Genomic DNA, 19,135 nt, shown 5'->3' with positions numbered 1-19,135 from the left:
AATAAAGTTTTCGAACAATGATAGAGCTAGGCATTATATCCAAGTTACCCATCAGCCGATTTACCGAGCATGGGGCTTATCTGGAACTGAGTGAGGAAGGAGAGGTTTTACTGCCCAAACGTTATTTGCAGGGAAATGAGAAGGAGGGTGATTTAATGGAGGTTTTTGTGTATACGGACAGTGAGGACAGGCCTGTGGCGGTTACGGAAAGGCCCATTGCCCTCTTGGACGAGTTTGCGGTGATGGAGGTCAAAGAAGTAACCCGTTTTGGGGCGTTTGTGGACTGGGGATTGAGCAAAGACCTTTTTGTCCCAAAGGCAGAAATGGCCAGACCCGTTTTTAAAGAGGAAAAACACCTGGTCAGGGTATGCTTGGACCATCGTACCGACAGACTCATAGGCGTCACCAAGTACAAGGATTTTATCTATACGGATACCAGAGGATTTGAAACCGGCCAGGAGGTGGCAGCGCTGGTATTTGAAAAAACCGATTTGGGATATAAAGTATTGATAGAAGGCCGTTTTGAAGGGTTGTTATATCAAAATGAGGTGTTTGAACCTCTTCAGCTGGGTAAAAAAGTCAGGGCTTTTATTAAAAAAGTGAGGGATGACGGTAAGTTGGATTTGCAACTGACCCCAATTGGAAGGCAAAAATATGAAGAAGGAGCGGAGAGGATTCTGGAGAAGCTTCGCAAAGATGGATTTCTTCCCCTACACGACAAAACGCCTTCAGATGAAATCCAAAGGATATTGGGGATGAGCAAAAAGCATTTTAAACAATCTATAGGCCAGCTTTATAAGAAAAAAATCATTAATATTACCGACAAGGGGATAGCGCTGCTTTAATATACCTCATGCACCATCAGGGGTAAAATCACCGAATTTTACCCTGATCAATCCCCGGTTTATTTTTCGTTGAATCATCTAAGTTTTAAAATTTCAGAAGGCTTATTGCAGAATACCGCCTTTTCCCGTTTGATGGCAATGGGAGCTTTGATCAGGTGCGGAAAATTCACGAGGATATGGAGCCAGCTTTCATCATCCCAGGTTTTGTGAGCAATGTGATGCTGATAATCCGGATGGGCCCTGTTAAGAAGATCTTTGGGTCTTAGGTTTAATTTATCCAGAATAATCCGCCAACCTGTGGTTGTGATCCGCTCTTTTTGGATATTGATTTCATTGACATATTTCGAAATGGAACGTGTGTATGCCCTCATTTTCTTATCTACATCATGCTCAGGATTGTAGTAAAAGAACAGCTCATTGGGATGCATTTTCATGTTACTGTGGGTTTAAGTTGGTTAAAATATAGCTATTTAAATCAAAAAGTAAAAATAAATACTGGTATTTTTACTATTTAAGATAAATATTATGGTTATAACTAATAATTGAATATGATATAATCATGTTTTTACCACCGATTTTAACTACAACATATGCTGTGAGCCGGCGCCTATGAATCGTTGTTTTTTGGATCACCTTTGAAATAATAACAAAGACTTTTGGCGGTATTTTATGTAGGTATATAAACTCTTTACTATTTTAGCGCATTCAATCTAGCAACTAATTATCATGAATAATCAATTGGAGAATTTTTTGGGAATAGATGTAGGAGGTACTTATGTAAAAGTAGGCTTGGTCAATCCCAAAGGTGAGATACTGGATTTTTCCAAGGAGGATACAGGAGTGCTCAGAGGCAGTAGCCAAGGGTTCAATTTGGCCTTTGTGGAAGCGGTGGGCAAATTTCTTCAGAAACATCCGGAAGTTAGAAAAGTAGGGATAGGATTGCCGGGATTGGTCAGCAAAGACAGGACCACCACTCTGGAGATACCTGCTATACCGGAACTCAACGGCTTTAATTTAAAAGAAGGCCTGTTGCTGAAATATCCCCAGGTCGACTTTCATCTGGAAAATGATGCCAGTGCCGCGGCGGTGGGTGAATTGCATTTCGGGCATAGTGAGACATCAGGGAGCTATCTTTTTATTACTTTGGGAACGGGAATAGGAAGTGCGCTGATCATGGAGAGAGAGGTGTTTAAGGGAGTGAGGGGCAATGCCATGGAAATGGGACACATGCTCTCCCGGGGCAACAGCAGACTGGAGCCCCTGATCGGAAGGAATGGTATATTGAATATTACTAAACGCATGATGGAAAAATACCCCGAAGAACTGGGGGAATTGAAAGGAGAAGAGTTGGGGATGCATCTGTTGGTGGGAGCGGCAAAAAGCAACAATAAAATAGCCCTGGAAGTATTTTCAGAGGTGGGCGAAATATTGGGCGAAGCTATTGTGTCCACCATACGTATTCTGGATGTGACGGAGATTTATTTTGGAGGCGGAATTTCGGCGGGGCTTCCATTTATCCAGCCATCAATGGAAAAAACCATCAACCAGTACCTGACCCCCTACTACCTGAAAGATTTAAAGATGAACCGGGCAACTTTGGAAAACAACGCAGGGATATTGGGTGCGGCTGCCCTCTGTTTTATGGATTAAGATGGGTGACCGATACTTCGCTGACCTTGTTGATGGCATTAAGCCGGAAAAGAACCTTTAAAGGTTCTTTTTTGCTTTCTGCAGCGCAGCGGTCTGAGGGTTCCAGAAAATAGATGAAAAAACTCTGACTTTTATCTGCGAGTTCTACCCTGTCGGGCCGCCCAAAAGTGGTGATGATTTCCTGGTTGGTTCGGGCCAGAAAGGTGTTTTTGATACGCCGGATTTCATCAAGGTCCTTGATCCTTAGCCCTTCGCAGCCGTTTCTGTCTTTTTTCCAATTGTCCAGATCAACGCTGCCCGCATCCAGCCGGGAAGCACATGATAGGGTAAAAGTAAGGATGACCATACAAAAGAGGGTAGACGGAAACAGGAGGCGCATTGACGTTTTAGTTTAAGGGGACGACTTTAAGAATCGCAAATTTAGGGATTCGGTTTTATTTCCCCTATTCTCCTAAAGATTAAAGTCCTTAATACCAATTTTTTAATATTTGCCCCAGATTAGACAGGGAATCGGTTTGATTTTTCAAGAATTCGTGCAAATTTTGGTGTTTCAAACCATCAACGGACTACCAATAGGTAAATGAACAAATACATCGATCTGATCAAACAGACTTTTGATTTTCCCACCAAAGAATTCGAGGTTGAAAATGATGAACTCCACTTTAACGGTGTGAACCTTATGGATATCATCCAAACCTATGGCACACCGCTGAAGTTAACCTATCTGCCTAAAATCTCCGAAAACATCCAAAACGCGAAGACCTACTTCAACAATGCCATTCAGGCACATGATTATAAGGGCGATTATACTTACTGTTACTGTACCAAGTCATCCCATTTCAGTTTTGTGCTGGACGAAGCCTTGAAAAACGGGGTGCATATAGAAACCAGTTCTACCTTTGATATCCCTTTGATCAGGAGTCTTTATGAAAAAGGGAAGGTAGATAAAGAGATCTATATTGTTTGCAACGGGTTCAAAAGGGAACTGTATAAGCAATACATTTCAGAATTGCTCAATGACGGTTTTGTCAATTGTATTCCGGTGTTGGATAACCTGTCTGAAATCGATTATTACCTCGAGCACGTCAAAGTACCCTTCAAGGTGGGGATCAGGATAGCAGCCGATGAGGAACCTACTTTTGGATTTTATACTTCCCGGTTGGGGGTAAGGTACGGGGATATTATCAAGCTGTATGAGGAGAAAATCAAAAACAATCCCAATGTAAGCTTAAAAATGCTTCATTTTTTCATCAATTCAGGCATCAGGGATACCGCTTATTACTGGTCGGAACTTACCCGGTTTATACAAAAATATGTTGAACTGAAAAAAATAGCCCCTGAGTTGGACACCATGGATGTAGGGGGAGGCTGGCCGATTAAAACCAATGTGTTTTTTGATTATGATTATCAGTACATGGCGGACCAGATTGTTAAGAACATCAAATGGATGTGTGCAAAGAACAACACCGCTGAACCTCACATATTCACAGAGTTTGGCAGCTACACGGTAGGGGAAAGCGGGGCAGTGCTATATTCCATTCTGGACGAAAAGCTTCAGAATGACAAAGAACTTTGGTACATGATTGATGGGTCATTTATTACTCAGTTGCCGGATAGTTGGGGCCTGAATCAGAAATATATCATGTTGGCTATCAACAATTGGAATGAGGAATACCATAATATTTCACTGGGCGGACTCACCTGTGACAGCATGGATTATTACAATTCAGAAGCCCATCAGTTCAACATTTATTTGCCGAAAATCCAAAATGGCAAAAAGCAATTTATAGGTTTTTTTCATACTGGAGCTTATCAGGAATCGTTGGGGGGATACGGAGGTATTCAACATTGCTTGATTCCGGCTCCCAAACACGTGATCATTGACAGGGATAAGGATGGCGAGGTTACCCACAGGCTGTTTGCCCCTGAGCAGAACAGTGAAAGCATGATGAAGACACTTGGGTATTGATTGCGGCAGGAATATTAAAATGGGGATCTAGTCCCCTTTTTTATTTGCTTTTTGTCATAAAAGAAATGGAAAATTTAAGAGGTAATTTGATGGGATGTTTGTAATCACTTGTCATTCATCAAGTTAACCTTTTTTTGTTAAAATCAGTTATTTAAGTAGAACCAAATCTACATTAGTTGCAGGTGATTATATTAACAGAGCGTTTTATGCGAAAACATATTCTATTGCTGATTGTGATTTTTTTACGATGCGGGTTCATTTTTGGTCAATCTGAGACCGTGTATGAAGGAGAGTATGAATTTAAGGGAAAAACGGGAACGGCAACCTTTGAGTTTAAAGAGGGTATTGACGGCAACATTATTCTGGATGGTTTTTTCAGGTTTGACCACAAAGAAATTGATTCCTTGGACCAGACCTTGCTGACAAAATTTCAGGCAAGAGGAAGCTACAAAAATAATCTGAAGAATGGAAATTGGTTATTTGATCGGGAAAGACATAAAGTGCATTTAGAGGATGTGGTGGATTTCAAGGTCCAATCCACCTTAGAAAGTGAGGAAGTGGAGATCAGGGCAAGTTATAAAGAAGGTCAACGGGACGGGACTTGGGATTATATCGAAAATATTTTTGCCGAAAATAAAGTCCAGCCAAAAGCCAGGGCCGAAAAGATCAGGTTTACCAATGGCTACATAGTGGATAACCTGCACTACCGTAATTTTTCGGGTAATTACACCCAGTTTATCAGAGGGAGAATCAATAAAACCGGATTGATGCATGGCGAGTGGTCCTTGGTTTATCTGGTAGATTCTGTGTTAATATCTGAAGTCCGCAATTATGAAAACGGTTTTCTGTTGGGTATTACCCGAAGGAACCTGGAAACGGGCCAAAAATTAGATGAAGCGATTTATTTTTCTACGATTGATAAACTGAACAAGGTGAATGACGGTGTGAATGAAGGTTTCCAGGTGGCCGAAGGTAAGTTTGGAGTGGATTTCAATGACGGCTACAGGAGCAGGGCGCTTCAGCAGCAGATCCAAATGGATGGGAACGCATTCATGGAAGGCTTTATAAAAAATTTGCTGCGCTTTGACGAGGCGATTGGGGAGGGGGGTGAGATTTTGGTTTACCCTTTTTATACCAAGCGGTTTGAATTTGAATTTTCTAAGGAAGATCAGGAGCGTTTGGTGCAAATCCCCATACTTTTTGACCAGCTAAGGGACACTGTGGTCCGTTTCAGTGAGATGAATTCCCTGTCCTTAAACAGAAACAAAAATGACTCATTGGCTTTTTCACACGCTTATTTCGACGACCGGGTCAGAAAACTCGAACAAGTGGCAGAAATTGTGGATTTGATCAGAAGCGGGCAGATCAGATACTATGATTTGGGTAATTTTACCAAAGACGGTATTGAGTATATGTCCCGGGTAGATGAGATCACTTATATCTATAATGACGATACGCTCCTAAAGCCGTTTCCCAGAGAAACCGGCTTTAGGAGCCAGGAATCGCTGTTGGAAGATTTGGAGGCCTATTTGCTGGAGGAGCAGGAATTTGTTGCGGATTTGGCGGGCTTTGTGCGCGGGGAGTTGTATGAAATCGAGGTCAGTTCCAAATTGACCGCCATGGAAGCACAGATCTTGACCAGAAAAAATGAGATTGATTCTTTATACCTCAGTCATGAGGCCATTTCCGATGATGAGCAGGAAATGTTTCTGGCGATCTACAGGACTTTCCTTGAGGAACGGTTTGATGATTTCAGTAAGGAATATGCCAATGAAGTCACTTTTGAAGCGAAGGTGGAAAAAGGGGAGTTGCTTTTGGACCTGCTCGATGAACTTGAAAAGAGGTTTCCCGCCTTAACGGGATTATATCCCCGTAATCTGGAGATTGACAGATTGTATATGGAAGAGACATTCAATCCATTTACCTATACAAGGTACGATGTGCGGGCCAAGGAACGGCTATTTGAAAGCGGGGCGGTCCGCCTGTTCAATCACTACGTGGGTGAGCTCAAGGAGGAAGAGGACTATACCCAAATAAAAGACCATGTCAGTAACATTGAAAAACTTCAGGAAAGAATGATTGAATTAAGAGATCAGGACACCCGGTCCTTGGAAAGGAGACTCAGAAGAAGAAACGCCCCGAATCGCATTGAATCCGCTCTTGATCTCGGATAATTAATTGAACATGAAGTTAAAAGAACAATACAAAATGGAGAAATATTATATCCTCCCGATCATCTGTTTTTTCATATCATCATGGGTATCGGGACAGGAAACTCCGGGAGGAAACAATAATTCTTCAGAGTCCTATCTTCCGGAAAGTAGAACTAGTCTAGCTCCAACCACCGAACTTTGGAATGGCTTATATGTAAAACTGCGTCTCTCGGATAGGTTTTTTTGGTACCAGGAAAATCATTACAGAAGAAAAGCAAGCATGGATAACAGGTCAGACTTTGTCGGCCGTATGGGGCAGATATATAACCGTTTTGGCTTCACCTATTTGTTTAATGACCAGTTTGAAGTCACCCTTGGCCCTACTTTGGTTCTAAATTATACTCCGGACAGGGAAGACCCTACTTATTTGAACTATACTATAGAACCCCGGATATGGCACCAGTGGTTATTTACCCAGAGCATCGCGGGCGCCAAGATCCTGCACCAATTCAGAGTTGAGCATCGCTGGAAAAGGTACAATGATATTGGTGCGGATTATAAATATACCGACCGCTTCCGGTATAAAATAATGGCTTATATTCCTATTAACAAACCCCGCATGGAAAATAACACCTTTTTTATTGCCCCGTCCAATGAAGTATTCTTCGAAACGGGTAAACATATTACCGATGTATTTGAGGAAAACAGGGTGTATACGGCAATAGGATATACCTACAACAATTTCATGTTTTTTGGAGGTCATATGTGGACGTATGGGCCGACGGGCGTGCCGGGAACTTATAGCAACAGGCACATTGTCAGGTTGAACGTTATGTATACCCTTGATTTCAGGAGCCGTAGAACACCTGTCGCTAGGAGTTTACCTTCATTTTAAAACTGTTCAAGTAGAATTATAAAATGAAAAATATAATATTATTTCTGTGTTTTCTGGTCTTGTCGTTTTCTACGGTGGCTCAATACCAAGGGCAATACCGTCTCCAGTACGGACACGATTTTGGATTGGGCTCGGGGCTAACGGGGGTTAATTTTGTGGGTGAATATTTTCCTATAGACAATATATCATTTGCTCCTTCCTTTTCCATATTACTGCCTGCTTCAGGTAAAGCAAGTCAACTTCACATAGATGGCAGGTATTATTTCCAGGAAGAGGCTGTCCAGCTTTATGGACTGATAGGTTACGCCAATTTTCGAAGAAGATTGGAATTCGATTTTGATGATCCTTTGTATCATAGGGGAAGTTTAAATATTGGGGGAGGCATTTTGTATAAACTAATGGATGAATTGGGTCTAAACGGAGAACTTAAATTCCAGCCTCAGAACAATGGAGAGTTTATCATAAAAATAGGGATGTCTTATTTTATCAACTAATTTCTTGTATATTAGTTTTTAGCTTCCACTTTATAAAAAACGTGGTCACATAGGTAAGTTTCAGAAAAAAAATGATGGAAAATTCTATAACAGAAGCCGAATGAATAGCATGAATAATCATTAACATTACACTCAAAATAAGATCTATTTTAATGGCAAAAAAAGAAAAAGAGGCTGTTCCGACTTCCCGGACAGCCTCTTATAGGTAAGAACAGATTTATTAAAAGCTGGTGGATTATTGATTATTTTTCGGTTTAATTCATTTAATTGAATATATACCTGACCCCTAACTGCATTTGCCATACATCCCCGATATTGGCGGTTCTGGTAAAGGAACTTGATGGCAGATTTTCTCTCATGGGGTTGACCTGGTAGGTGGGCACATTCGTAACCGGGTCCATATCCACTATCCCTATGGGCGATTCATTGATGATGATCTGTCCCACACCCCAATTGTTATTGATCATATTGCTGAAGTTGAATATGTCTGCTCTAAGTTGGAGGGTGTTCCTTTTTCCGCCCACATTGATGAAAAAATCCTGCATAAAAGAAAAATCCACCCTTCCCACTATGGGGAGCTGGACTGCGTTTCTTACCGCGTACATCCCTCTTCTGGAACTTAAATGGCTATCCTGATTAATGTACTCATCAAACATTTTCCTTTGCTCTTCCGCAGAATAGGTAGTCCCGTTAACCGTTAAAGGCTCAAATTGCATTTCCCCTAACTGCCGGGTTGTCGGCACGTACAGCAGGTCATTTCCCGCGATCAAATCACCGTTGATGTCCGTCTTGTATACATATGAAGCGACCCGTTGTTTTGAGCCTCATAAAACAGCGAAACGGTACTTGCCATGTTTTTTGCATACTCTTTTCGATAACTTGCCGATCCTATTATCCTGTGTCTGCGGTCGTCCAAAGAAAACCCCGGATAAGGATAATTACTTCCCCTTGCAGAATGGATGTTTTCGTAAGACAGGTAATGCTGGGTATTGCCGTCGACCATGTTTTTTGCGAGGGCATAGTTATAAGCCAGTATCGTATGAAATCCTTTAGTGAAGTTTTTTGTAGCTGGAATGTCAGGCTATAACTATAGCCCCTATTGGTGATGTGGGGATTCAGCCGGTTGGCTTTATCAAAAAAACCGTATAAGGGCCGGTTGTCGGGGCCAGCCATGTTTCTTGCTGGTGGCCTTAGGTTGGCGTCGTAAAACAGAAGATCGTGTACCTGTCTGGTGTAGATGCCCTCGAAAGTACCCACTATTCCACCAAATAATTCTTTGTCGATCCCTATGTTGCTTCTTCATACCTGCGGGTTTCGAAAGCGGGGTCGATATAGGCAAGATCATTGGTCTCGGCCCTTTCGGGGGGATTCGGGAATATAAGCATTCACATCGGGAGAGAAAGCAAAGTCAGTGGTGTTGTCTTCCCTGATTTGTCCCTGCAAGACCCCGTTGGTATTGACCATGTTGGATATATTGATGTAAATAAGCCGCCCGGAAAACAAACCGGTTCCCCTCTGATCTGGAATCCCCGCTCTCCGTCTACATCCCAGTTGAAGCCCATCCTGGGACTCCACATAAATTGCGGTTCAGGCAGTCTGTCGGTACGTATGGTGATTGGTCCCCCGTTGGGCTTTTGAAAATGTAGATTTTCAGCTTCCAAGTTTCTTTCTGCGGTTTGCCCGTAGAAAGGCACGTCCAATCTCAATCCCAATGTCATTTTAAACTGCGGTGTAAAGCAGATTTCGTCCTGGAGATAAGCACTGGCGATTATATGCCTGGATTACTGCAGTGGGAATTTGTCCGCCGGTTAAGGCTGAATATTGCCTTTGATACCGTTGCAATTCAACCTCCTCGCCTGAGGCATGTCTATAGAAATCGTCAAGGGAGTTGTATACATATTGCCCAAAATAGGTGGGGGTAAATGTGTATTCAGAATTGAAGTATTCAAAATTAACCCCTGCCGTTATCGCATGTTTGTCCAGATACGCGGTAAAATTATTTTGGAATTGCCAAGTGTCCGAGTTCAGCCCCCTGTTTGGTGAAAGCAGATCTGTCCCCAATGAGGTATAGTTTCTGCCGTCTTCCAGAATATCTATCATCGGAAAATTACCGCCTCCCCAGGACATAAAGTTCCTGTTGGAAGTTACACCTGCCCTCAGTTCATTGGCGAATTTATTCCCGAAATTTGAATTGAGTTCTATGATTCCGGAGTAGACATTGTCAGTCAAAAGATAGTTGGAGTTTGGGAAATTCAAAGAAAACAGATTTTGGTTTCTTCCCCCAAACCCCAATGATGTTATCGCTACCGGCCTTTCCCTGGACGAAAGAAGGGTGTTGAATCTTGCGCTTAATTTATGGGTAGTGCTGATGTTATAGTCGCGTTTGATCAGAAATTTGTCGGATTCCGTGGCTAAATTATAATCTTCGTACAACCCAGGATCATAGCCAAAATTGTTGATCATAAAGCCCCGCAGTTCGTCCATCTCCGACTTCAGTACCCTTGTGACATTGGCACCTGTTCTGCCGGGGGCATTGGCTATAAAAGGCGAGTTGGGGTCGCTTCTGCGTTCGGATTCCCCACTTATAAAGAAGAACAATTTGTCTTTGACGATGGGGCCGCCTAGCCTGAACCCATATTGCTCTACATTGAAGTCTGTAGTGACCACCCCGGTGCCCCGGGCATTTGTACCCACGAGACTTTGGTTTCTTGTATTGTAAAATGCCGATCCCCTGAACTCATTGTCTCCTGAACGGGTGATGGCATTGATCCCCGCTCCGGTGAATCCGCCCTGCGTCACGTCATAGGGGGCGATGTTCACCTGGATTTCTTCGATGGCGTCCAAAGAAATGGGAGTGGATTCGGTAGGCGCTCCCGGAATCGAGCTGATGAACCAAACTGACTCCATAGGAGGTCATTAGAAATGACAATGACAAAAATAAGTCAAAAGGACAGTGCATGTTAATTTTTCTAAAATCCAGGTTTTGATTAAATCTAAAAATTACATTTGTTTGTGATCATTTTTGGATTCAAGCAGCAAGCGAAAGTGTATGAAAAAATGGATTGTTATTTCTGCCCTATCAATCATTCCTATTTTGATTTTGGCGGGCGCCATTTTCGGGGTATTTAAAAATCAAAATGCGCTCACCCAAAAGGCCCTGGAAACCATCAACGAACAGTTTGCGGGGGAACTGGAAATAGATGCTTCCCATATTTCACCCTTTGCCAATTTTCCTTATATATCCATTGATTTAAAAGGGGTGAGGTTTTTTGAAAATAAGGAGAAAAATACCAAACCGCTCTACGGGGCTTCTGACCTTTACCTCGGTTTTGATATCATGGATATATTGAGGGGGCAATACCATGTGAAAAGCATAAAAATCAAAAAGGGCCATTTAGATGTTGTCAAATATGAGAACGGCGATATCAATTTGTTGCTGGCAAAGAACCTGGACAGGTCACAAGGGGAAGAAAATGTAGAACCCACGGTTGAGAAATTTGAATTTGATCTTCAGGAACTGGTTCTTTCCGGATTTGATGTGTCTTTTTCTGACCAGGTGACCTTACAGGATATTTCAGTCCAGATAGATCAGCTCAAATCCAAAATAAGGGTTGCCCGGGATCATGTGTTTTTCGATATATATTCCAAACTGGTTTTGGACATTCTGCATAACCAGCATCCTACCTTCTTTTCCCGGAAGAATGTGGAACTGGACATGGAAGTGGATTACAATGAATTGACGGAGCTGCTGACCGTGTTTCCTTCCAGGTTAAAACTGGAAGAGGCACTGTTTACGGTGGAGGGGACAGTGGATATAGATGACGACCTGCACACAGATCTGAAGCTGTACGGGGAAAAGCCCGATTTTAACGTATTTGCTGCCTTTGCTCCTAAAGAGGTGGCAGAAACATTGCGGCGTTATAAAAATGAGGGGCAGATTTATTTTTTGGGAACCATAAAAGGAAAGGCCGGAAACGGCCATATCCCTTCGGTGGCCGTTGAATTTGGCTGTGATGATGCCTATTTTGTCAATACTTCGGTTGAAAAAAGGGTTGATGATCTGCGTTTTGCCGGATTCTTTACCAATGGCAAAGAAAGAAACCTAAAAACGTCGGAGCTGCGGCTTCAGCATTTTCACGCCAAGCCTGAGGAAGGGATTTTTCAAGGTCAGCTGGTCATCAGAAATTTTGAGGACCCTTATATCAAAGTCAATCTGCATGCGGATCTGGATCTGGAGTTTTTGGGCGAGTTTTTCGAGATTGAAGGGTTACAGCGTTTGAGAGGACAGGTAACCCTGGATATGGATTTTGATGAGCTGATTGATATGGAAATGCCCGGACAGAGTTTGGCAAGGCTGAAGGAGGGTCTGGACAGTGAACTGACCGTCAAAAATCTTGCTTTCCTGATTCCCGGTTACCCCCATCCTGTCACCAATGCCAACGGGCATGCGGTAATGGAAAAGGGGCAAGTGCGAATGGATAGCCTCGCGTTTTCCATTGCCGATTCCGACTTTGCTTTTCAAGGAACACTTAGTGATTTCCCGGCGCTGTTGCATGGTTTTGATGAAGAAGTGAAGTTATCCCTTGAAGCGGCATCCAAAACCATCAATATACCCCAATTGCTTTCCTATGATTCCGCCATGATGGCATTAACTGATGAAATCATCACTGATTTTAGAATGAAATTGGGTTTTGAGGCCAATGCGAAGGATTTGTTGACGTTTGAATATCTGCCCAAGGGAGAATTTGTGGTGGAAGACTTTTATGCCAAGTTGAAAAATTATCCCCATGTCTTCCATGATTTTGACGCGCGGGTGACCATCAGTGAAAATGAATTGACGGTCAAAGATTTTACCGGAGAAATTGATAAGAGTGATTTTTATTTTTCTGGAATAGTCACCAACTATGGCGAGTGGTTCAATGAGGTGAAAACCGGAAGCTCTTCGTTTGATTTCGAACTGGTTTCCGACCATTTGAGTGTTAAAGACCTTTTGACCTATAAAGGGGAAAATTACCTGCCCGATGACTATAAAAACGAAGAGATAAGTGAGTTGGAATTAAAGGGACGGCTGGATCTGCGATATGATACCGTATTCAGGTCAGCTGATGTGCGGGTGGATCACTTACAGGCCAAGCTCAACATGCATCCCATGAAACTTGAGAAATTCAAAGGAAGGCTTCAATGGGAAAACGGCAATCTTCTGGTGGAGGAATTCGGAGGAAAAATGGGGCAAAGCGAGTTTGGGATCAACATGGCCTATTTTATGGGAGCGGACACGCTGCTTCGTCACCGGCCCAATCATTTTGAACTCAGGGCTTCCGCACTGGATTTAGATGCCTTGCTTAACTATGATCCCAAAAGTACGGAACCGGTAGCCCATGCAGACACCTTCAATATTTTCGAACTGCCGTTTTCGGAGATGCGTTTCATCGCATCCATCGGCAAGCTGAATTATCATACCTACTGGCTTGAGGACATAAAAGCTGACCTCCGGACTACCCAAGACCATTATATCCATATGGATACGCTGGCCTTTAAGGTAGCGGATGGAAGCCTCGGGATGAAAGGCTATTTTAATGGATCGGACTCCAGCCACATTTATTTTCACAGCACCATGGAAGCAGAGCGGCTGGATATCGACCAGTTGATGGTGAAATTTGATAATTTCGGTCAGGATGCGATGATCAACGAAAATCTCCATGGTAAAGTAAGCGGAACCATCAGGAGCAAATTGCTGGTCCATCCCGACCTTACTCCCATTGTGGAGAAAAGCGAGGCCCTTATGGACCTGACCGTCTACCAGGGAAGTTTGGTTAACTTCACCCCTCTCCAGGCAATGTCTTCCTATTTCAAAGACAAAAACCTGAACATGGTGCGTTTCGATACTTTAAAGAATACTTTTGACCTGAAAGAAGGTGTGTTGCATATACCCAATATGACCATTAATTCCAGTTTGGGTTTTATAGAACTTTCGGGAAAGCAGGGACTTGATCTGAACATGGATTATTTTATCAGGGTGCCGTTGGGTCTCGTGACCCAGGTAGGGTTTAGGTCTTTATTTGGAGGAAAAAGCAAAGAGGAAGTGGACCCTGATCAGGTGGATGATATTGTATACCGGGATGATAACCGCAGGATAAGATTTCTCAATATCAACGTGAGAGGCACCCCTGATGATTACCGGTTTTCTCTGGGAAAAGAGAGAAACTGAAGGTGCCGCTAAGTCAATCATAATATTTCACCCCTATCCTCCCGATGATGGGAGGGCACGCGTGCGCGCCGCCTTCTCCCCAAAACCTATCCACTGATTACACGGCTTGGCACGACGAATAGGTTTCCCTTTTTGCAGGGGGTGTCTAGATAAAGCCGGCCAAAATGGAATTTTTGGTTTGTCTTTTTTGGAGGAAATTTTTTTGGCATGGATTTTTCAAATGATTATTCTGTTTACAGATTGAATATAACAAATGCATAAAAAATGACGTTGATTTTAGTTTTGCTGGGAGCTTTTGTGGTTTTCATTCTCAGTACATTAAGTGGGGGAGGGGCCAGTTTGCTCCTAATGCCTTTGGTAGCTGTGGTAGTGGGGGTAAGGTCAGTCGCGCCGGTGATGACCATCAGTATCGGCCTGGGCAGCATTTCAAAAGTCATTTTGTTTTGGAAACACATTGATTGGAACCTGTTCAAGTGGCTTTTCCCCTCTACGGTAATCGGTTCCATACTCGGGGCCAATATGTTTGCGATCCTTTCCACTGAATATCTTCAGCTGCTGATCGGCTTACTGCTGATATCCACGGTCTTTCAGTTCAATAAGAAGGAAACTCCTGCCAAGTTCAAAATAAAAGCCTGGCATTTTGCCCCTATGGGTCTGGTCGTTTCCTTTCTGTCTGGTCTGATAGGGGGGGTAGGGCCACTGATGAACTCGGCCTATCTGGGCTACGGTATTTCCAAAGAGTCGTTGCTGGGAACAAGGTCAGCCAATGCGATCCTCTTACACTTAACCAAGATAGTGAGCTACGCCTACCTGGGCTTTGTCAACGGCGAGGTGATCCAGTATGGCTTGATGATTGGATTAAGCTCTTTATTGGCAGTGTATGCAGGAAAAATCGTACTTGCAAAGATGTCTACCATCATATTCAGAAAGATCGTTGTGGCCAGTATGGTGCTGAGCGGAGGCCTGATGCTGTGGAAAAACCTGCCGTTTATACAGGAAATATTGCAAAATATCTAATTTTGAACAACAACAAATGAAATTATCCATATCCTCCAACGTGCACCTGGTAGAACCGGGTGACTTTGAACCCACCGATCATTGGTATCCCCGGGTACTGAATTCCAACGTCCATCCATTGGTGTCTTATTTTTTGAACTTGTCCAATGAGCAGATCAAGGAGAGGTATTGCCGGCTTCATCCCCAAATTGATCCGGAAGCTATTGCCGCTTTGTTGGCTTACCAGCCAAAATATTTCAGGTGGTCGGGAACAGATCTCATGCATGTGACCAACCATAAGGGGAACCGTAAACTCACCGTGATAGAAACCAATAGCTGCCCTTCCGGGCAAAAATCCATGCCTGTGTTGGAAATGAATGCGGAGAAGGGGGGGTACAAAAGATTAATAGAGAACACCTTCAAACCGATGGTGGATAACCATAAGGAAGTTGGGGCTTTGGTCGTCATTTACGACAAGAACCCCATGGAAAATATCGGCTACGCGGCTACCATAGCCGATATTTTTGGAGAGAACGTATATTTGGCCAAATTTCTTGAAAATGATGAAGACCCGCCAGTCAGGTTTGAGCGGAGAAAAATGTATATCCGGGGCCCTAAGGAACAATGGATAGAAGCAAGGGCAGCTTTCAGGTACGTCACCCAAAACCCGTGGACCAGGATACCGGAAGAATGCAGGACACTTTTGTTGAACCCGATTGAGGCATGCCTTGCGGGAGGAAGGAACAAAGAAGCGGCCAGCATCGCCTACGAGACATTCAATAAAGAATTTGAACAGAAAGGGATTTCGATTTTCACTCCCACCACTTTTCGTTCCGTACCTTTTGATAAATTAGAGGAATCTTTTGAGGCATTGGGGGGGACGATGGTGATCAAAGTTCCCGATAGCAATGCCGGTCAAGGCGTATATACCATTATAAACCGGAAAGAATTGGAAAAAGCCCTTGAAGTTCTTGGTGATAGTCCCTCAGAACGTTACATTGTGCAACAATTAATTGCCGCCAACTATATAGATGGCACTGACCCAACGAAAAACTGGTACCATGTGGGGACGATTCCGGATCGTAAAGGCAGAAGTTATGCCTTTGACATCCGGATGATGATGCACGCCACCGAGGAGGGAATGAGGCCTCTTGCTGCATATTCCAGAAGGGCAAAGATACCGTTGAATGAGCCCATCCCGGAGGGTATGGACTCCTGGGATATGTACGGTACCAATTTATCGATAAAAGGGGATGATGGATGGACCTATGCCGATGAAAGGCTGATGTTGTTCGATATCAGAAATTTTGGGTTGCTGGGTTTAGGTATAGACGAATTGATCCAAGGTTTCATACAAAGTGTCATGGCGGTTTACTCCATTGACCAGCAGGCGAAGAAGATGTTTCAACCGAGTCATATTATTGAAAAATGAACAGTATGATAAACAAAATTCTGATTGTAGAAGACGACATTGTTTTTTGTAAGATGTTGACAAGATTTTTAGTAAAAAACGGGTATTCTGTATCTGATGCTCAGTCTGCCAACGAAGCGTATACCCACCTTGGCCAAAATGAATTTGACCTGGCTATTCTGGATTATAAGCTTCCGGATGAAAATGGAATTGACATTTTAAAAAAAATAAAAGGGAGCAGTCCCGCCACCAAAGTGATCCTGATTACCCGGTTTTCCAGCCAGCAGGTGGAAGATATGGCCGAGCAGGCGGGGGCAGATGCTTATATCAGTAAGCCTATAGATCCAAGTGATCTATTGATACAGATTCAAAAAATGTAGTATACTTACGCCTTGTATTTTTATTCGGTTAGAAAACTTAAAATCCGGCATTAAAGCCGTTATGGGGACCTGTGTAAGTATTGTTTTCCACATGCAGGCGGACAGCCTATCCAATTGCTGTAAAAAATTATAAAATTGGCAGTGAAAAGTACAATTTGGGGGGAGATTCCCCATTTTTTTTAAAATCATTATCCCCCTATGGCTTCTGAAAGGCTAATATTAGGCTGGCATGTTTCATGATATATAAATATTACAATAGTGTTTTATGTTATGAGAAGATTATTAATAGTTCTTTTAATGGCCCTGGTTTTCTTTTCAACTGTCAGTGTATCCTGGAGGAGCTTCGGGAATGTGTTTAGGGGATTTTCCCTGTCGCAAGAATTTTCTCCCATGGAAGATTTTACCGATTACCTGGAGAATGGTTTGAAATGGTGGGATGAGGAAACCGATTGAGCGTGTGAGGGATCTGTATTATATTGCCACCAAACTCACCTACCATTAGGCCGCAGCCGATCCGCTTAAATCTTGATAACAATATTTACGTTTGATTTTATTTAATTAGGATTGATTTTCCAACAGCCCCACAAACTCCCTGAAGTTTTCTTTGGAAATAACCTCGATATCAGCATGGTAGGTTTTGGGAAAATTTGACGGGATATTAACTTTCGCTTTCGGGTGCCATTTGAGTTCATAACCTGTGATTTTTCCGTCCGATTCTTCTACATAGTCGATTTCCTGTTGCTGCTTGGTTCGCCAAAAATATCTCTTACAGTATCTTTTTGTAATAATGATTTCGTTTGAGTCTTTCAGATATAAGAAAATTTTCCCATAATATGCCAATGTCATTTCGCAATACAATAGGGCTAAAATTCTGGATAATTGCATTGCGGATACCATTGTCATAACAATAAATTTTCCGGTTGGTTTTGATCTCGTTGCGAAGATTCCGGCTGAACGAAGTAAGCGGATAGACGATATACGAAAGTTCCAATATGTGGATATAGCTTGAAACTGTGTTTTTGTCCACTCCCGTTAATTGTGCTATTTCGTTGTAACTAACTTCGCTTCCTACCGGAAAAGCCAAAGCCCGAACAATTTTTTCCAGGACTTCGGGCTTCTTAATGTTGGCGAAAGAGAGAATATCCTTGAACAGGTAACTTTGGGTAATTTCGTTGAGGATTTCCCGTTCATCCCCTCTATTGTTGATGACATCGGGATAAAACCCGTAAATCAGGCGGTTTTCCAAATCTCTGGTTGCATCTAAGTACCCGACTGATTTTTCGTATTCCTCATAGGATATGGGAAACAGAAAATACTCAAATTTTTTTCCCGTCAGCGGTTCATTGGTGTGGTTTCGGAGCTCGAAAGCCGACGAACCACTCATAATCAACTGCACATTTTTGAATTGGTCGTGAATGATTTTTGCAGTAATCCCGATATTCTCAATCCGTTGTGCTTCGTCTATAAATACAATTTCGGAGCTTCTGATAATGGTTTCAATTTCTTTAGTATTTGGATTGGTCAGCCGTTGTTTTACCAAAGGATCATCACCGTCAAGAAACAAAAAATCTTTTCCGCGCAATACCTCCCGAATCAGCGTTGTTTTTCCGACCTGCCTTGCACCGATAACAATAATGGTTTTTCCTTTGAACAGCTTATCTGAAACCCTATTTTTAAGGCTTCTTTCAATCATAATCTTTTTTGATTCACCAAAAGTTTTTTTTCAGTGAATTCGACCTGAATAAGTCATAAACAGCATGTTATAGAACCGACTTCCTAAATTCCAAAGGAGAGAAGTCCCCGGGCAGATCCTCCGACTTTTTGTGGTGGGATAAAATTTTTCGTAGGTAAAGTGCCTGTAGGCAATACAGGAAATAGGTTCATTGCCATCGGGTTTGCGATTTGAAATTACATGCTGTGTACTTGTCCAAGTTCCGGATCGACTTTTTAATTACAACGGGCATATCTGATCTTTCCGCCGAAACATCTTGAAAAGAAAGAGGGAAATGCCTTCGATGATGAGGTAGGATTTTTATCAGATTTATAATTTGAAATCATTTTTTTGGTAAGCAAATTACATAAAATATAATATTTTTAACCAAATTACTTGATTTTTGTTGTATATTACCTTAAC

At 42.6% G+C, this 19,135-nt stretch carries 18 protein-coding genes; 11 read left to right on the top strand and 7 right to left on the bottom strand.

Going from position 1 to position 19,135, the window contains the following annotated elements; genetic code table 11:
* The first annotated feature begins 17 nt into the window (after window positions 1-17).
* The gene (locus tag ACFPFU_RS16270; RefSeq protein WP_377065937.1) at window positions 18-845 is read left to right on the top strand and encodes a CvfB family protein; all 828 of its coding nucleotides are present in this window, start codon (window positions 18-20) and stop codon (window positions 843-845) included.
* A gap of 74 nt (window positions 846-919) precedes the next feature.
* Here the strand turns inward: ACFPFU_RS16270 and ACFPFU_RS16265 are convergent, their stop codons facing one another.
* Window positions 920-1,279 (bottom strand): arsenate reductase family protein, encoded by a 360-nt coding sequence (locus ACFPFU_RS16265; RefSeq protein ID WP_377065935.1) that lies wholly within the window; start codon window positions 1,277-1,279, stop codon window positions 920-922.
* A 292-nt stretch (window positions 1,280-1,571) separates the two neighbouring features.
* Here ACFPFU_RS16265 and ACFPFU_RS16260 point away from each other — a divergent pair, with 292 nt between their 5' ends.
* Complete coding sequence (locus ACFPFU_RS16260; protein ID WP_377065933.1) at window positions 1,572-2,495, top strand: ROK family protein; 924 nt, start codon at window positions 1,572-1,574, stop codon at window positions 2,493-2,495.
* Here ACFPFU_RS16260 and ACFPFU_RS16255 read toward each other — a convergent pair.
* The gene (locus ACFPFU_RS16255; protein WP_377065931.1) at window positions 2,485-2,874 is read right to left on the bottom strand and encodes a hypothetical protein; all 390 of its coding nucleotides are present in this window, start codon (window positions 2,872-2,874) and stop codon (window positions 2,485-2,487) included. The genes ACFPFU_RS16260 and ACFPFU_RS16255 overlap by 11 nt on opposite strands.
* A 201-nt stretch (window positions 2,875-3,075) precedes the next feature.
* Here ACFPFU_RS16255 and ACFPFU_RS16250 point away from each other — a divergent pair, with 201 nt between their 5' ends.
* From ACFPFU_RS16250 to ACFPFU_RS16235, 4 genes are all read left to right on the top strand, one after another.
* On the top strand, window positions 3,076-4,464 hold the full coding sequence (locus ACFPFU_RS16250) for an arginine decarboxylase (protein WP_377065930.1): 1,389 nt from the start codon (window positions 3,076-3,078) through the stop codon (window positions 4,462-4,464).
* A gap of 206 nt (window positions 4,465-4,670) precedes the next feature.
* Window positions 4,671-6,638 (top strand): hypothetical protein, encoded by a 1,968-nt coding sequence (locus tag ACFPFU_RS16245; protein WP_377065928.1) that lies wholly within the window; start codon window positions 4,671-4,673, stop codon window positions 6,636-6,638.
* 10 nt (window positions 6,639-6,648) lie between these two features.
* Window positions 6,649-7,512: a DUF2490 domain-containing protein gene (locus ACFPFU_RS16240; protein WP_377065926.1), complete on the top strand. Its 864-nt coding sequence runs from the start codon at window positions 6,649-6,651 to the stop codon at window positions 7,510-7,512.
* A 23-nt stretch (window positions 7,513-7,535) separates the two neighbouring features.
* Window positions 7,536-8,006 (top strand): hypothetical protein, encoded by a 471-nt coding sequence (locus ACFPFU_RS16235; RefSeq protein ID WP_377065924.1) that lies wholly within the window; start codon window positions 7,536-7,538, stop codon window positions 8,004-8,006.
* A 263-nt stretch (window positions 8,007-8,269) separates the two neighbouring features.
* On the opposite strand, the gene ACFPFU_RS16230 is transcribed toward ACFPFU_RS16235, so the two are convergent.
* The 4 genes from ACFPFU_RS16230 to ACFPFU_RS16215 form a co-directional block, all read right to left on the bottom strand.
* The gene (locus tag ACFPFU_RS16230; RefSeq protein WP_377065922.1) at window positions 8,270-8,776 is read right to left on the bottom strand and encodes a hypothetical protein; all 507 of its coding nucleotides are present in this window, start codon (window positions 8,774-8,776) and stop codon (window positions 8,270-8,272) included.
* Window positions 8,773-9,009 (bottom strand): hypothetical protein, encoded by a 237-nt coding sequence (locus ACFPFU_RS16225; protein WP_377065920.1) that lies wholly within the window; start codon window positions 9,007-9,009, stop codon window positions 8,773-8,775. Before ACFPFU_RS16225 ends, ACFPFU_RS16230 begins: the two co-directional genes overlap by 4 nt.
* A gap of 338 nt (window positions 9,010-9,347) precedes the next feature.
* Complete coding sequence (locus tag ACFPFU_RS16220; RefSeq protein WP_377065919.1) at window positions 9,348-9,581, bottom strand: hypothetical protein; 234 nt, start codon at window positions 9,579-9,581, stop codon at window positions 9,348-9,350.
* A 144-nt stretch (window positions 9,582-9,725) separates the two neighbouring features.
* Complete coding sequence (locus tag ACFPFU_RS16215; protein WP_377065917.1) at window positions 9,726-10,913, bottom strand: outer membrane beta-barrel protein; 1,188 nt, start codon at window positions 10,911-10,913, stop codon at window positions 9,726-9,728.
* A gap of 142 nt (window positions 10,914-11,055) precedes the next feature.
* On the opposite strand from ACFPFU_RS16215, the gene ACFPFU_RS16210 reads away from it, so the two are divergent.
* The 5 genes from ACFPFU_RS16210 (at window position 11,056) to ACFPFU_RS16190 (ending at window position 17,454) form a co-directional block, all read left to right on the top strand.
* Window positions 11,056-14,214, top strand: a complete 3,159-nt coding sequence (locus ACFPFU_RS16210) for an AsmA-like C-terminal region-containing protein (RefSeq protein WP_377065915.1) — start codon at window positions 11,056-11,058, stop codon at window positions 14,212-14,214.
* A 264-nt stretch (window positions 14,215-14,478) separates the two neighbouring features.
* Window positions 14,479-15,231: a sulfite exporter TauE/SafE family protein gene (locus ACFPFU_RS16205; protein WP_377065913.1), complete on the top strand. Its 753-nt coding sequence runs from the start codon at window positions 14,479-14,481 to the stop codon at window positions 15,229-15,231.
* A 16-nt stretch (window positions 15,232-15,247) separates the two neighbouring features.
* Window positions 15,248-16,642 (top strand): ATP-grasp domain-containing protein, encoded by a 1,395-nt coding sequence (locus tag ACFPFU_RS16200; protein WP_377065911.1) that lies wholly within the window; start codon window positions 15,248-15,250, stop codon window positions 16,640-16,642.
* Between the two features lie 5 nt (window positions 16,643-16,647).
* Complete coding sequence (locus ACFPFU_RS16195) at window positions 16,648-17,001, top strand: response regulator (RefSeq protein WP_377065909.1); 354 nt, start codon at window positions 16,648-16,650, stop codon at window positions 16,999-17,001.
* A gap of 270 nt (window positions 17,002-17,271) precedes the next feature.
* A complete protein-coding gene (locus tag ACFPFU_RS16190) occupies window positions 17,272-17,454 on the top strand; it encodes a hypothetical protein (protein WP_377065907.1) in 183 nt (60 codons plus the stop codon).
* Between the two features lie 313 nt (window positions 17,455-17,767).
* On the opposite strand, the gene ACFPFU_RS16185 is transcribed toward ACFPFU_RS16190, so the two are convergent.
* A complete protein-coding gene (locus tag ACFPFU_RS16185) occupies window positions 17,768-18,694 on the bottom strand; it encodes an ATP-binding protein (protein WP_377065905.1) in 927 nt (308 codons plus the stop codon).
* Window positions 18,695-19,135 lie beyond the last annotated feature (441 nt).

The organism is Negadavirga shengliensis (assembly GCF_042652345.1).
Taxonomy (GTDB): domain Bacteria; phylum Bacteroidota; class Bacteroidia; order Cytophagales; family Cyclobacteriaceae; genus Negadavirga; species Negadavirga shengliensis.
This window is presented reverse-complemented; position numbering and strand designations above follow the sequence as displayed.